A 12,300-nucleotide genomic window follows, 5' to 3' on the forward strand; every position below is an offset into this window, starting at 1 on the left:
CCGGAAGCGCGGCAGCGGCCCCCGCCCCTGGCCCAACACCGCCGTCCAACTGCCCCCCCCCCCCCCCGGGCCCCCCCCCCCCCCCCCCCCCCCCCCCCCCCCCCCCGCCCTGTGCCGTGTCACCGGAATACCGGGAGCCCGTCCGGCCTTTTTTCGGGTGTCTCTGTGTTCGCCCCTTGTGGATTGCCAGGCATCACTACCATGATGCTTTGAATGTCTTGTGAGCCGGGTGCGGAAAGGATTTGTCCCGCGATGTCGATCCGAGCGACCGTGAAGTCTGTATTGGGTGAGAAGAATGTGCGAGTCCTGCGACGGGTGAAGCGGCGCTTCTCCGGCCGGCCGCCCGTGAAGCCGCCCAAGCCGACCGGACTCGACGCGATCTCCGGTGACCTGAACAAACTCGCCCAGCACTTCAAGACGGACAAGTGGGGAATACACCGCTACACCCAGCACTACCAGCGCCATCTCGGGCACCTGAAGAACGAGTCGTTCAACCTGCTGGAAATCGGCATCGGCGGCTACAACAGGCCAGGCCAGGGCGGTGCTTCGCTGCGCATGTGGAAGCAGTTCTTCCCGCGGGCGCGGATTTTCGGAATGGACATCCAGGACAAGTCATTTGTCGACGAGGAACGCATCACGACGTTCATCGGCGACCAGTCCGACCCGACGTCGCTGAACACCGTCGCGGACAAGATCGGTGATCTGGACGTCATCATCGACGACGGCAGTCACCGCAGTCCGCATGTGCTCACCACGTTCGCCACGCTCTTCCCGCGACTCAAGGACGGTGGCATCTACATCGTCGAGGACACCCAGTCCTCCTACTGGCCCGAATGGCAGGGCAGTGAGGACCTCGAAGCCGCGCACACCAGTATGGGGATGCTCAAGCGGCTGGTGGACGGGCTGAATTACGAGGAATTCGTCACGGAGAACTATCAGCCGACGTACACCGACCTCAATATCGTCGGCATGCACTTCTACCACAATCTCGTGATCATCGAGAAGGGCAGGAATGCCGAGGGCACGAACAAGCGGAGCGCGCTGAAGCAGCGCTACGCGAAGTCCTGACGCGGATGTGATGAGGAGCCGGACCCGGGCCGGGTCCGGCTCCTCGGCCGTGGTCTCAGCCGCGCAGCCGCTCGTAGTACGCCACGCAGTCCGCGTACGTCGGCAGCAGCCCGGAAGCGGCGGCCTCCGCGAGGGACGGCGCCTCGGCGTCCTTCTCCGACAGCACCGGCGCGAGGCCCTCGGGCCACTCGATGCCCAGCTCCGGGTCGAGCGGGTTGATGCCGTGCTCGCGGCCCGGCGCGTATCCGGCCGAGCACAGGTACACCACGGTGGCGTCGTCGGTGAGCGCCATGAAGGCGTGGCCGAGGCCTTCCGAGAGGAACACGGCGTGCCGGTTGTCGTCGTCGAGCCGGACCGCCTCCCAGTTGCCGAACGTGGGGGAGCCGACCCGGATGTCCACGATGACGTCCAGCACGGCACCGCGCACGCACTTGACGTACTTGGACTGGCTCGGCGGCACGTCGGCGAAGTGGATGCCGCGCAGCACGCCCCGCCGGGAGACCGAGCAGTTCGCCTGGGCGAGGTCCAGGTCGTAGCCGAGGGCCTCGCGGAACTCACCGGCCCGGAACCACTCGTGGAAGCTGCCCCGGTCGTCGGGGAAGACCTTGGGCTCCTGGATCCAGGCGCCTTCGATGCTCAGCGGTCGCACGGTGTCACTTGCCTTCCTGTCGTGCGGTGGGTGCGGTCCTGCCTCGGCCCAGGGCCCTGGCCAGGGCCCGGCGCACCGGCAGCGGCAGCTTACGGGCCAGCCTGCGGGCGGCGCTCGGCTTCGGCTTCGGAGCCGGCTTGGGCGTGGCCGCCTTGGGCTTCTTCGGGGCCGGCCCCGCGACCTTCAGGCCCTCGGGGGAGTTGCGCACGACGAGCGGCAGCGTGAAGAAGCGCGGCTCGGCGGCGTCCGCGACCAGGCACAGGGCCGGCCGCCAGCCGCCCTGCTGCAGCGACCGCACCGGCAGCGGGGCGTCCAGCACGGCTCCGCCGCCCTCGGCGGGCGACAGCGTGGCCGGCACCTCCAGCACCTCGGCGGCGGGCTTCGGGCCGGTCAGCCGGAGCGCCGCCTTGACGTCACCGGCGACATGGAACGGCAGCACCGCGCGCAGCCGGTCACCGGCGACCGTGAAGTCCGCGGGCTTGAACTCGCCGAAGCCGAGCCGCTTGCCGGCCATGTCGACGTCGAGGGCGAAGTTGTTCTTGACCGTCCAGTACGGCAGCACGCGCAGGCCGCCGACGACACCCGGGACCGGCATTGCCGGCAACTGCTCCGTGGCCGCCGGGAACAGCCGGTACTCGCGGGTCCAGCCGCCGATCGTCAGCCGGACGAACGCGTCGTACAGCCCGGCCGGCAGCGGGATGCCGGCGGCGGCGGTGGCCGGGTCCACGGTCGCCGTCGCCTTCACGACCAGGCGGACCCGGTCCGGCTCGCCCTCGACGGGAACGGTCTCGCGGGTGAACTCGATCGGCTGGAAGAACTGCGCGTGGGTCTCCCGCTCGCGCATCATCAGGTCGACGTTGGCCCGGTCGAAGCGGGCGGCGGTGCCGCGCTCCAGCAAGGCGATGGCCTCGGCGGCGGTCGCCGGCGGGCCGTCGAGCGGGACGGGCGTGGTGTCGGCCGGGTAGGTCTTGGGCGCCCCGCCGGCGCTGTACTCGGCGCTGAAGCCGATCTTCAGGGCGCCGCCGTCCCAGGCGACGCTCTCCAGCGCCGTCGAGGGGCCGATGGACGCCTCCCACTCGGCGACGGCGAGCACGTCCTCGTAGCGGCCCGCGCCGGCCAGCTCGGTGACCACCCGGTGGGCCGGTTCGAGCAGGGCGAACACGGCCGGGCCCATGCGCTCGGCGATCACCTTGTGGATCTCGTCGAAGAGCTCCCTGCGGTAGTCGTCCGGCAGCTTGAGGAACCGGTTGCCGCGCAGCCGCTCGCCCATCTCGCTGCGCAGCCAGCGGCGGAACATCCGGTCGCGGGTGGGGCCGGGCTCGGTGTAGCGCTCGACGACGTCGAGGGCCTCGCGCAGGTTGGCGAAGTAGCCGACCGGGTCGAAGCGCTGGAAACCTGCGTTCGAGGCGTCGTCCCGCTTGATGTGGTAGTAGCAGACGTAGTCGCCGAGCACCGAGATGTTCGACGCGCGCAGGTAGGCCTCGGCGACGAAGACGTGGTCCTCCAGCCGCCTGCGGCCCTCGGGGAAGCGCAGCCCGATGCGGTCCAGGAAGGACCGGCGCAGCATCTTGTGCGGGGTCAGGCTGTCCATCAGCGGGGCGTTGTCGACGGTGGCCCGCGGGTGGTTGCGGCGGAACAGCTCCACCGGCACCGGGCGGCCCTTGCCCGCCATCTTGCCGATGATCAGGTCGGCCTCGTTCGCGACGCCGTAGTCGTACATCCGCTCCAGGGCCTCGTCGCCCAGGAAGTCGTCGTTGTCGACGAACATCACGAACTCGCCCTGGGAGGCGGCGATGCCCACGTTGCGGGGCTTGCCGGACCAGCCGGACGGCTCCTGGTGGATGACGTGGATGTGCGGGTGCTCGGCGGCGAGCGCGTCCAGCCGGGCCGGGGTCTCGTCACTGGAGCCGTCGTCCACGAAGATCACTTCGTACTCGTCGCGAGGCAGCGACTGCCGGAGCAGCGAGGCGATGCAGTCCTCGATATAGGGCCCCGGGTTGTAGACAGGGACGACAACACTGACCTTGACCGGCATCCGGCTTCCTAGCCCCCTGGATAAAGCCGCCGGTTTCCCTGGACGGCACGTGCTTGTGGCCGAATGCTAACCCGGTCGTGGCCCAGGACTCGCCTCGGCCCGGGCCAAGACCGGGTCATGAGTCAGCTGTGCGTCTTGGCCAGCAGCTCCAGCACCTCCGCCGTGCTACCGGACTCGCCGAGGCGCGGGAAGATCCGCTCCACGGAGCCGCGGTGCGCCTCCGGGTCGGCGTCGGCCATCGCGTCCGTGGCGAGCGTCACGTGGTAGCCGTGCGCGTAGCCGTCCCGGGCGGTGGACTCCACGCCGATGCTGGTGGCGATGCCGGTCAGCACGATCTGGGTGATGCCCCGGCGGCGCAGCTGGACGTCCAGGTCGGTGCCGTGGAAGGCGCTCCAGTTGTGCTTGGTGACACGGATGTCGCCGTCGTGGCCGGACAGTTCGCCGACGACGGTGTCCCAGCCCTCCGGGAAGGCGAGGCCGCGCGCCTGGCGCTCGGTGCGGCCCGGCACGGCGTCGGCGAAGTCGGCGGCGAAGGAGACCCGGACCAGGACCACGGGCAGCTCCTTGGCGCGGAAGGCGTCGGCGAGCTCGGCCGTGCGGGCCACCACCTCGGCGCCGGAGTACGGCTGGGTGGGCATGCCCACGATGCCCTGCTGGAGGTCGATGACGACGAGCGCGGTGCGGGGGTCGAGGGTGCTCAGAGACATGGGGTGGATCAGGCCTTTCGGGGGGTGGGTGTGAGCCGGGCCAGGGAGCGGTCCGGCAGCGTGATCGCCAGCAGCAGTGCCGAGCCGGCGAGCATGAACAGGGCCAGGCCGTGCAGCCCGCCCGTGTCGGCGCGGTGCGGGAAGAACGCCGCCGTCGCGGCGGAGGCCCCCAGCGCGCCGAGGTACATGAAGGTCCGCAGCAGCCCGGCCGCGGAGCCGATCCGCTCCGGGTCGGCCTGCCGGTACAGCGCGGTCTGCGCGGCGAGCCCGAGCAGCCCCTGCGGGACGCCGAGCAGCGCGCCGGCCGCGAGCAGCGCCCAGACCGGGCTGCCGGCGTCGACCAGCAGCAGCGCCGCGCAGCCGGCGATCTGCAGTACCGAGCCGACCAGCAGCTTGCCGCGGACGGCCTCCCGGCGGCCGGTGACCGTGGCGGTGACGAGCGCGGCGGCCGACAGCGGCAGCAGGACGAGTCCGGCGGCGGAGGCGCTGAGCCCGCGGCCCTGCTCCAGCCACTGCGTGTAGCCGTACAGGAAGGCGTACGAGGTGGTGTACGCGAGGAGTTGGCGCACATAGGTGACGACGAGCGGGACGTTGCCGGCGAGGACCCGCAGGTCGACGAACGGGTCGGGCACCCGCAGCTCGCGGGCCGCGAAGACGGCGGCCGCCACGAGGGTCAGCGCCGGCAGGTACCAGCGGTCGGGCCGCGGGCCCATCAGGAACAGCATCAGCGAGACCAGCAGGACGGCGAACAGGGCCATCCCGGGCAGGTCCATGCGCTGTCCCCGCTGGGGCGCCCCGGACCTGGGCAGCCACTTGACGCCGAGGACCAGGCAGGCAGCGGAGAGCGGCACGTTGACGGTGAACACCATGTGCCAGCCGCCGGCGCCGATCAGCACCCCGCCCAGTGTCGGACCGACCACGGCCACGGTCTGCGCGGACACGGCGAGCGCGGTCAGCACCCCGGCCGGGCTGTCCTGCCCGGTGCGCTCGGCCTCGCTCCGGGTCAGCCGCATCGCCGCCGGATACGCCGCCGAGGTGCCGAAGCCGAGCAGCACCCGCGCCGCGATCAGCACGCCCAGCGTGGGAGCCAGCGCGCCCAGCAGCCCGGCGACGCCCACCAGCCCCGTACCCACGAGGTAGAGGCGGCGCGGTCCGTACATGTCCACGAGCCGCCCGATCACCGGCTGCCCCACGGCGGTCGCCAGGTAGAGCGCGGTGACCAGCCACACCGTCTCGGCGGGCGGCGCCCCGAAGGCGATGCCGATCGGCACCAGGGCCACCGCGATCATCGAGGAGTTGATCGGGTTCAGTACGGAACCCAGCACCATCGGCGCGATCAGCCGCCGGTCGAAGCCGGCGGGGGCGGGGCGGGTGCTCTTGCCCGATATCGCGGCGGCCGGTCGCGGTATCACGGTCGCGACAGCCGTTCGAGCAGCTCGATGGCGGTGAGGAGAGTGCGCCGCTCGTCCTCGGTGTACCGCTCCTGGAAGGCGCGGGCCAGCCACTCGTCGCGCGCCTGCCGGTTGCCCTCGACCCGGGCCTGGCCGGCCTCGGTCAGGGTGACCAGCTGGCGGCGGCCGTCGGTCGGGTCGGGGCTGCGGCGGATCAGCCCCTGCTGGTCGAGCGCGGCCAGCGTGGCCGCCATCGACTGCGGCCGCACCCCCTCGGCGGAGGCCAGCGCGCTGGCCGTGGCCGCGCCGTGCTTCGACACCAGGGTGAGCGCCGACTCCTGCGACGGGGTGAGGTCCGCGTCCTGGGCGACCTCCCGGATACGGCGGCGCAGCCTGCTGAACATCACGCGCAGATCGCGCGCCGCGCGGGTCGCGGAATCGGTGATCTCTGCCATGCGGCCCACCCTAGAACCGACAGCTGAAACTGTCCAGCTGAAACTGTTAAGTCTGGACTGAAGATCATCGGGCGGGGGCATTGGCTACGCTGGCCGGGTGCGCCTGCGTCTGCTCCTGACCTCCGACACGCACCTCCCGCTGCGCGCCAAGCGGCTCCCGGACCAGCTGCTGGCCGAACTCCCGCGCGCCGACGTCGTGTTCCACGCCGGCGACTGGGTCGACGAGGCCACCCTCGACCTGCTGGAGAGTCACAGCCGCCGGCTGATCGGCGTGTACGGCAACAACGACGGCCCCGGACTGCGCGCCCGGCTCCCCGAGGTGGCCTACGCCGACCTGGGCGGCCTGCGGTTCGGGACGATGCACGAGACCGGTCCCGCCCAGGGCCGCGAGACCCGCTGCGCCGCCCGCTTCCCCGACCTGGACGTCCTGGTCTTCGGGCACAGCCACATCCCCTGGGACAGCACGGCACCGGGCGGCCTGCGGCTGCTCAACCCCGGCTCGCCCACCGACCGGCGCCGCCAGCCGCACCGCACCTACCTCACCGCGACCGTCGCCGACGGCGCGCTCACGGACGTCACCCTGCACCGGCTGCCGCCGCGCTGAGGTGAACCGTCATCAGGGGGCGATCCCGACCCCGGCGATCCCGCTCCACCGCTTCTCCTGCGCCGCCGTCATGGCGGGCCAGCGCAGGCCGCCCGGCCGCGGGCGGACCCGGGAGGCGTAGGAGGCGGGACGGAAGGCCGGGTCGTAGAAACAGCCCGTGGCGTAGATACGGTCGAACGCTGCGCAGGAGTCCGCGATCGCCCGGGGCGTGGGTTTCCGGCCCGTGCGCACCCAACCGTCCAGGGCCGCGATCGAGTCGGCGTACTCCGCGTCGCTCAGCGCACTGTGCTCGGACTCGTGGGTGAACGTCTGCACGAGGTGGCCGTCCCGGTGGGCGCCGCGCAGGGTGGCCCGGTAGGCCGCCTCGTGCTCCACGAACGCCGTCGGATCGTCGATGGCGTGCAGCGTGAGCACCGGGATCGACACCCTGCCGGTGAGATCGCTGTCGTACGACAGGTCGCGTACCGCGGTCGGATCGGCGGCGAACCGCTCGACCCCGGCGTTGAGCGCCTGGTCGTCGTGCGAGCCCGAGTACCGAACGCCCTTGTTCGAGAACGGATTACGGCCGCCCAGCCGGTCGTGCACGATGTCCCGGAAGGTGAAGACGGCGAAGCGCAGATGCGACTCCAGGGTGCGCTCGGGGACACCGGTGACCGCGAGGATGTCGTCGAGGTTGCGCTGCTGGAGGGCGGTGCGCTCCTGCGGGGCCGAGGCGTGGCCCGTGCACTCCTGGAGCCGGGCGCGCAGTCCGGCCGTCGTCAGCGTCGAGTCCGCGCGCAGCCCCTGCCACAGCGGGTACGGGGGTTCGGTCGGCCGGGGCAGGTTGCGGCAGTAGTACTGGTAGACGACGCGGAGGTCGACGCGGTAGTCGTACCCCCGGGACCCGCCGCCGAGGACACCGCTGGTGAGCAGCGCCCCGTCGTACGGTCCGCCCCGCCCGCCGTACACCTCGACGACCTTGGCGGCGACGTCCCCGCCCCAGGACTGACCGTGCACATAGGTGCGCTTCGGCTTGCCGAAGTGCTCGACGAACAGCCGGCGCACGTTCTCGGTGTCCTCGGCGGCCATCCGGGTGCCGTAGCCGCCCCTGCGGTAGGACGAGCCCGCCCAGGCGTACCCCTCCTTCACCATCACCGACCAGCGGGCCAGGTCGTCGGCGCTGCGCGCCGGGTCCGAGCCGGTGCCGAGGTCCGGGCCGCCGTGCGCGTGCACGACCAGGGAGCCGTTCCAGTGCGCGGGGACGGCGATGGCGTAGGCGGCGCCGTGGGCGTCCCGACCGGTGTAACAGGTGGCCCTGCCGTCGAGTGGGGCCGGGCAGGAGACGGTGGTCGGCGGCGGTGTCCCGGCCTGTGCGGGCGGGGCGCCGACGAAGGCGGTGGCGAGGGCCGCCGCCACGGAGGCGAGCAGTCCGGTGCGTCGGCGGCGGCCGGTCCGGCGGGCCCGTACGGGGGTTCTCGACCTGTTCAAGGCGCGGCTCCCTGTCGTCGTCGGCGCTTCTTCGCGCCGTCCGCGGCGATGCTAGGGAGCGGTCCGGGACCGGAACCATGGTCCGGACGTTGTGTTCATAGTGTTCGACGGGCGGAACAGGTCAGCGCGACCTGGTGTGTTGCCGCCGACGCCGGCGCAGCCGTGCCGCCGCCACCGTGAGCACGGCCAGTACGGCGGCCACCGCCGCGGCCCGCTTCGCCACCGGCACCCCGGCCGTCCGCAGCAGGTCGAGCGGCTGTGGCGCCTCGTCGTCCTCCGCCAGGTGCTGCGGCCGCTCGGTCAGCCGTTCCGCGAGGCAGACCGCGAACTGGCCCACCAGACGGTCGCCGACCTCCGCGAGGACGCCGCGGCCGAACTGGGCCGGACGGCCGGTCACCGTGAGGTCGGTGCGGACGGAGACCGCCGTGGCGCCGTCGCGTTCGGTGAGGGCGGCGGTGACCGTCGCCCGGGCCGTGCCCTGCCCACGGGTCTCCCGGCCGGCGGCCAGCAGCACCATCCGGTGGGCCGACGCGTCCTGTTCCTCGAAGACCGCGGTGCCCCGGTAGGCCACGGTGACCGGGCCGACCTTGACCTTGACCGAGCCGGTCACGGTCTTGCCGTCGTAGTCCTCCACGACCGCGCCCGGCAGACAGGGCGCGACCCGTTCGATGTCGAGGAGGGCGCGCCAGGCCTCGTCGGCCGGGACCGGGACGGTGAACTCGTGGTGCAGCTCCATGACTTCCTCCTCGGCTCAGGGCGCGACCGGATGGTGGATGGCCCCCGCGGTCGTGGTCAGGGGCGCGCCGCTGCCGCCCCAGCGCAGCGCGACGATCTCGGCGGCGACGGACACCGCGACCTCCTCGGGGGTACGGGCGCCCAGGTCCAGGCCGAGCGGTGAGCGCAGCCGGTCCAGTTCGGCCCCGGTGAGACCCGCCTCGGCGAGCCGGGCCCGCCGTTCGTCGTGGGTACGGCGGCTGCCCATCGCCCCGACGTAGGCGGCGGGCCGGCGCAGCGCCTCCTCCAGCAGCGGCACGTCGAACTTCGGGTCGTGGGTGAGGACGCAGACGACGGTGCGGTCGTCGGTGTCCGTGCCCCTGAGGTAGCGGTGCGGCCAGTCGACGACGACCTCGACGCCCGCCGGGAAGCGTTTCGGGGTGGCGAAGACCGGGCGGGCGTCGCACACGGTGACCCGGTAGCCGAGGAAGTCACCGATCCGGGCCACCGCCGCCGCGTAGTCGATCGCGCCGAACACCAGCATGCGCGGCGGCGGCGCGAACGACTGGAGGAAGACGGTGACCGCGTCCTCGCGCCGCTCCCCGCGCGGGCCGTAGTGCCGCAACACCGAGGCGCCGAGCGCGAGTTCGCCGCGCGCGTCCGCGGCGACGGCGACGTCCAGGCCCTCCGTGCCGAGCGTGCCGGCCACCCGGTCCGGCCAGACCGCGAGGGTGGCGCCGCGCGGCGCGGGCCCGTCCACCACCGTGGCCACGGTCACCGGCTCGCCGCCGGCGACCGACGCGGCGACCGCCCCGAACGCCGGATCCGACGCGGCGGTCACCGGCCGGACCAGCAGGGTGATCTCGCCGCCGCAGGTCAGCCCCACCGCGAAGGCGTCCTCGTCGCTGTAGCCGAAGGTCTCCAGGCGGGGTTCGCCGCTGGCCACGACCTCCTGCGCCAGTTCGAACACGGCGCCCTCGACACAGCCCCCGGAGACACTGCCCAGGACCTCGTCGTCCGGGCCCACCGCCATCGCGGCGCCGGGTCCGCGCGGCGCGCTGCGGCTGACCGCGACCACCGTGGCCAGACCGAAGGGGATCCCGGCCGCGTGCCAGTCGGCCAGCGTCGGCAGAATCTCACGCACGCTCGGCTCCTTTCCCGGCAGACGCCGCGGACGTCGCGGACGCCCCGCGCACCACCGCCGCGAGCCGCTCCAGCGCCGCCAGGCTGTGCCCCTCGACGAAGGCGTCGACGCTGGGCAGCGCCGCCGCCATCCCGGCCGCCAGCGGCGCGTAACCGGGCCGCGCCTTGCGCGGGTTCGCCCAGACCACCTGGTGCGCCAGACGGTGCAGCCGGCGCATCTGCCGTCCGAGCAGCTCCGGGTCGCCGCGTTCCCAGCCGTCCGAGAGCAGCACGACGATCGCGCCGCGCGCCATGCCGCGCTGTCCCCACCGGTTCAGGAACTCGCGCAGCAGCTCGCCGAGCCGGGTGCCGCCGCGCCAGTCGGGCACGGCCGCCGCGACGGACTCCATCGCCAGATCGGGGTCCCGGTGCGACAGTTCGCGGGTCACCCGGGTGAGCCGGGTGCCGATGGTGAACACCTCCGTGCGGCCCGCGCGCACCGCCGCGTGCGCGAACCGCAGCAGCGCGTCGGCGTACGGCGCCATCGAGCCGCTCACATCGACGAGCAGCACCACCCGGCGCGGCCGGGCCACCCGCGCGTGCCGCCGCAGCAGCGCCGGTTCGCCGCCGCGTCGCAGCAACTCCCGTACCGTACGGCGCGGATCGACGTCCCCGCGCCGGGCGGGCCGCCGCCGGGCCGACCGCCGCACCTGCCCCTCCAGGGCGAACGCGGCCAGCAGACGGCGCAGTTGGGCCCGTTCGGCGGCGTCGAGCTCGGTGACGTCGCGGTGCCGCAGCACCTCGGCGGAACTGGCGAACGTGGGCGTGGGCGGAGCGGACGGCTCGCCCTCGCCGGGGGGCCGGGGGGCCGCTGCCGTCTCCCGGGCGACGAGCCGCAGCCGGGGCGGGGGAGCGGTGCGCGAGGGCGGCGGGGGAGGGGCCCCGGTCCGGCCGAAGTACGCGGCGAACACCCGGTCGTAGCGTTCCAGGTCGTCGTGGCCGCCGCACAGCGTCGCCCGCCCCGCCCAGTACACGTCCGCACGCAGGCCCGGCCGCAGGGCGGCCACGGCGCGCAGGAACGCGTATCCGCGTTCGGCGCTCGCGTCCACGCCCGCGGCCCGCAACGCCCGTACGAAACCGAGCAGTACGGCATCCGCCGGCACCCCGGCCGCCACCGGTACCGCCGCGTCCACGGCCGGTCACCCGCCCCGGGCCGACAGGATCGCGGCGAGATCGATCCCCCGGGCCCGGTCCGCGTCCTCCCGGTACTTGAGCACCGACCCCAGCGTGGCCACGGCCAGCTCCGTGTCCACCTCGCTCGCGCCCAGCGCGTCCAGGGCCTCCGCCCAGTCGATCGTCTCCGCCACGCCCGGCGGCTTGAGCAGGTCCGCGCCGCGCAGCGCCTGCACCAGCGCGGTCACCTGCTCGGCCAGCCGCGCCGACACCTTCGGCAACCGGGTGCGCACGATGGCCAGTTCACGAGCGAAGGAGGGATGGTCGAACCAGTGGTAGAGGCAGCGCCGCTTCAGGGCGTCGTGCACCTCGCGGGTCCGGTTCGAGGTGAGCACGACCACCGGCGGCACCTCCGCCCGCAGCGTGCCGAGCTCGGGGATCGTGACCGAGTACTCGGAGAGCAGCTCCAGCAGGAACGCCTCGAACTCGTCGTCCGCGCGGTCGATCTCGTCGACCAGCAGGACCGCCGGATGCTGCTGCAGGGCCAGCAGCAGGGGGCGGGCGATCAGGAAACGGCGGTCGTACAGCTCGCTCTCCAGCCGGTCCGCGTCCGTGACCCCGGCCGCCTCGGCGGCCCGCAGATGCAGCAGCTGGCGCGGGAAGTCCCAGTCGTACAGGGCCTGGGAGGCGTCGATGCCCTCATGGCACTGCAGCCGGATCAGCGGTGCGCCGAGGGCCTCGGCGAGGGCGGAGGCGAGCGCGGTCTTGCCCACGCCCGCGTCGCCCTCGCAGAACAGCGGCCGGTGCAGTCTCAGGGCCAGGAAGCAGGTGACGGCCAGCCCTTCGTCGACGAGGTACCCCGTCTCCTCCAGGCGGGCCCGCACCTGCTCCGGGTCGTCCATGCGGGTGATCGGC

Annotated in this window: 12 protein-coding genes; 2 read left to right on the top strand and 10 right to left on the bottom strand. The window is 73.1% G+C overall.

The features are described from left to right. Window positions 1-252: 252 nt before the first annotated feature. Window positions 253-1,068: a class I SAM-dependent methyltransferase gene (locus tag ACGFZS_RS17480; protein ID WP_365696153.1), complete on the top strand. Its 816-nt coding sequence runs from the start codon at window positions 253-255 to the stop codon at window positions 1,066-1,068. Between the two features lie 55 nt (window positions 1,069-1,123). Here the strand turns inward: ACGFZS_RS17480 and rfbC are convergent, their stop codons facing one another. From rfbC to ACGFZS_RS17505, 5 genes are all read right to left on the bottom strand, one after another. Continuing rightward, window positions 1,124-1,717: a dTDP-4-dehydrorhamnose 3,5-epimerase gene (gene rfbC / locus ACGFZS_RS17485; RefSeq protein WP_355726320.1), complete on the bottom strand. Its 594-nt coding sequence runs from the start codon at window positions 1,715-1,717 to the stop codon at window positions 1,124-1,126. Window positions 1,718-1,721: 4 nt separating this feature from the next. Next, on the bottom strand, window positions 1,722-3,752 hold the full coding sequence (locus tag ACGFZS_RS17490; protein ID WP_393795793.1) for a glycosyltransferase family 2 protein: 2,031 nt from the start codon (window positions 3,750-3,752) through the stop codon (window positions 1,722-1,724). Between the two features lie 122 nt (window positions 3,753-3,874). After that, window positions 3,875-4,459 (bottom strand): hydrolase, encoded by a 585-nt coding sequence (locus tag ACGFZS_RS17495; RefSeq protein ID WP_393795794.1) that lies wholly within the window; start codon window positions 4,457-4,459, stop codon window positions 3,875-3,877. An 8-nt stretch (window positions 4,460-4,467) separates the two neighbouring features. Continuing rightward, window positions 4,468-5,871 (bottom strand): MFS transporter, encoded by a 1,404-nt coding sequence (locus ACGFZS_RS17500; protein ID WP_393795795.1) that lies wholly within the window; start codon window positions 5,869-5,871, stop codon window positions 4,468-4,470. After that, window positions 5,868-6,305 carry a MarR family winged helix-turn-helix transcriptional regulator gene (locus tag ACGFZS_RS17505; RefSeq protein ID WP_393795796.1) on the bottom strand — a complete coding sequence of 146 codons (438 nt, stop codon included), beginning with the start codon at window positions 6,303-6,305 and terminating at the stop codon, window positions 5,868-5,870. Before ACGFZS_RS17505 ends, ACGFZS_RS17500 begins: the two co-directional genes overlap by 4 nt. Window positions 6,306-6,408: 103 nt before the next feature. On the opposite strand from ACGFZS_RS17505, the gene ACGFZS_RS17510 reads away from it, so the two are divergent. Next, window positions 6,409-6,909 carry a metallophosphoesterase family protein gene (locus tag ACGFZS_RS17510; RefSeq protein ID WP_393796025.1) on the top strand — a complete coding sequence of 167 codons (501 nt, stop codon included), beginning with the start codon at window positions 6,409-6,411 and terminating at the stop codon, window positions 6,907-6,909. A gap of 12 nt (window positions 6,910-6,921) precedes the next feature. Here ACGFZS_RS17510 and ACGFZS_RS17515 read toward each other — a convergent pair whose 3' ends face one another. The 5 genes from ACGFZS_RS17515 to ACGFZS_RS17535 form a co-directional block, all read right to left on the bottom strand. After that, on the bottom strand, window positions 6,922-8,376 hold the full coding sequence (locus tag ACGFZS_RS17515) for a hypothetical protein (protein WP_393795797.1): 1,455 nt from the start codon (window positions 8,374-8,376) through the stop codon (window positions 6,922-6,924). 121 nt (window positions 8,377-8,497) lie between these two features. Next, on the bottom strand, window positions 8,498-9,112 hold the full coding sequence (locus ACGFZS_RS17520) for an SRPBCC family protein (protein ID WP_393795798.1): 615 nt from the start codon (window positions 9,110-9,112) through the stop codon (window positions 8,498-8,500). A gap of 15 nt (window positions 9,113-9,127) precedes the next feature. Then, window positions 9,128-10,234, bottom strand: coding sequence for an XdhC family protein (locus tag ACGFZS_RS17525; protein WP_393795799.1), 1,107 nt, complete (start codon window positions 10,232-10,234; stop codon window positions 9,128-9,130). Beyond that, the gene (locus tag ACGFZS_RS17530) at window positions 10,227-11,405 is read right to left on the bottom strand and encodes a VWA domain-containing protein (protein ID WP_393795800.1); all 1,179 of its coding nucleotides are present in this window, start codon (window positions 11,403-11,405) and stop codon (window positions 10,227-10,229) included. The genes ACGFZS_RS17525 and ACGFZS_RS17530 overlap by 8 nt, the downstream gene beginning before the upstream one ends. Window positions 11,406-11,411: 6 nt before the next feature. Beyond that, window positions 11,412-12,287 carry an AAA family ATPase gene (locus tag ACGFZS_RS17535; RefSeq protein WP_393795801.1) on the bottom strand — a complete coding sequence of 292 codons (876 nt, stop codon included), beginning with the start codon at window positions 12,285-12,287 and terminating at the stop codon, window positions 11,412-11,414. Window positions 12,288-12,300: the final 13 nt, after the last annotated feature.

Origin of the sequence: Streptomyces sp. NPDC048288 (genome assembly GCF_043201555.1) — a bacterium.
Lineage (GTDB): Bacteria > Actinomycetota > Actinomycetes > Streptomycetales > Streptomycetaceae > Streptomyces.

What these genes read in the sequence shown, in the direction of transcription:
- ACGFZS_RS17505 (WP_393795796.1), bottom strand. Translation starts at nt 6,305, where the DNA reads ATGGCAGAGATCACCGATTCCGCGACCCGCGCGGCGCGCGATCTGCGC.
- ACGFZS_RS17480 (WP_365696153.1), top strand. Translation starts at nt 253, where the DNA reads ATGTCGATCCGAGCGACCGTGAAGTCTGTATTGGGTGAGAAGAATGTG.
- ACGFZS_RS17490 (WP_393795793.1), bottom strand. Translation starts at nt 3,752, where the DNA reads ATGCCGGTCAAGGTCAGTGTTGTCGTCCCTGTCTACAACCCGGGGCCC.
- ACGFZS_RS17495 (WP_393795794.1), bottom strand. Translation starts at nt 4,459, where the DNA reads ATGTCTCTGAGCACCCTCGACCCCCGCACCGCGCTCGTCGTCATCGAC.
- ACGFZS_RS17520 (WP_393795798.1), bottom strand. Translation starts at nt 9,112, where the DNA reads ATGGAGCTGCACCACGAGTTCACCGTCCCGGTCCCGGCCGACGAGGCC.
- ACGFZS_RS17535 (WP_393795801.1), bottom strand. Translation starts at nt 12,287, where the DNA reads ATGGACGACCCGGAGCAGGTGCGGGCCCGCCTGGAGGAGACGGGGTAC.